Annotated in this window: 1 protein-coding gene; it reads right to left on the reverse strand. The window is 68.8% G+C overall.

Going from position 1 to position 1596, the window contains the following annotated elements:
• Positions 1-1596, reverse strand: a 1596-nt coding sequence (locus M8542_RS49730) for an APC family permease (RefSeq protein WP_257927445.1), incomplete at both ends; no start/stop codon positions are given.

The following is a 1596-nucleotide window of genomic DNA, read 5'->3' on the forward strand; positions in this document are numbered from 1 at the left end:
GCGCGGACGCGTTCGGCGGGCAGCGGGTTGCGCAGGGCGAGCACCATGACCAGCACGGTCAGCACGAGCGAGGCCACGGCGCCGAGGTCGAAGTCGAGCACCCCGAGGTTGCCGGCGTGCTCGCTCTGCTCGGGGTAGTCGCCGAGGTAGCTGATCACCGCGAGGCCGGCGAACCACACCAGCACCCACCACCCGTGCCGGAAGTCCAGCCGCGACGTGCGGCCCTTGGCGACCGTCTCGTGCACGGCCAGCAGCAGGTAGCCGAACGCGATCACCACGAACAGCTTCCAGTTGGTGTCCCACCCGGTCCAGTAGATGATCAGGTTGGTGGAGAACAGGGCGAGGAACGCCACGACCCACGTCGAGGTCTTCCCGAGCCGGAACGGCCGGTGCTGGTCCGGCAGCTGCCGGCGCATGGCGAGCAGCACCAGCGGCCCGGAGCCGAACGACAGCACCGTGCTGTTGGTGACGAACTCGACCAGCTTGCTCCAGCCCGGGAACGGCAGGAAGAAGAAGCAGCCGACGACGAAGGCGAGGATGAGGCTGACCCACGGCACGCCGGTGGTGTTGACCTTGGCCAGCCCGGCGGGCGCGTTGCGGTTGCGGCCCATCGCGTAGGAGATGCGCGCGGTGACGCCGGTGTAGATCAGGCCGGTGTCCCCGGGGGAGATGATCGCGTCGGCGTAGAGCAGGGCGGCCAGCCAGCCGACGCCGAGGATGCTCGCGATCGCGGCGAGCGGCCCGAACGTCGCCAGGACGTCGGTGTTGGCGCTGAAGTTCGAGCCGACACCCTGCCAGCCCTGCTTCGCGATCGCGTCGGACGGGACCGCGCCGATGAACGCGATCTGCAGCAGGATGTACAGCACGCCGGTCAGCACCACGGACCCGATCAGGGTGAGCGGCACGTTGCGCTTCGGGTTCGAGGTCTCCCCGGCGAGCTCGACGCCTTGCCGGAACCCGAAGAAGGAGAAGGCGATCCCGGCGCTCGCGACGGCGGAGAAGATCCCGTGCGCGCCGTAGGGGGCGAAGCCGCCGTACGCGGTGAAGTGGTCGGTGTCGAAGGCGGTGACCAGGAAGACGACGATGACCAGCGCGATGATCGCGAGCTTCCACCACACCAGCACGTTGTTGATCCGGGCGAACCACCGCACGCCGAAGAAGTTGACCAGGACGAACAGGGCGAGCAGGGCGATCGAGATGCCCGTGCCGGCGCCGGTGAGCGTCGGGTTCTTGTCGGCGTCGAGGGTTTCCAGCCACGGCAGGTAGTTCGTCGCGTACTGGACGACGGCCAGCACCTCGATCGGCGCGACCGCGGCGGCGGCGATCCAGGTGACCCAGCCCATGGAGAAGCTGGCGAAGGAGCCGAACGAGTAGTGCGGGAACCGGGCGACGCCGCCCGAGTGCGGGAACATCGTGCCGAGCTCGGCGTAGGTCATCCCGATCAGGATGAACATGACCGCGCCGATCACCCACGAGACGATCGCGGCGGGCCCGGCCAGCTCGGCGGCGTTCATCGCCCCGAACAGCCAGCCGGAGCCGATCACCGACCCGACGGCCGTGAAGAGCAGGCCGATGGTCCCGAAGTGTTTCTTGAGC

Origin of the sequence: Amycolatopsis iheyensis (assembly GCF_024703995.1) — a bacterium.
Lineage (GTDB): Bacteria > Actinomycetota > Actinomycetes > Mycobacteriales > Pseudonocardiaceae > Amycolatopsis > Amycolatopsis iheyensis.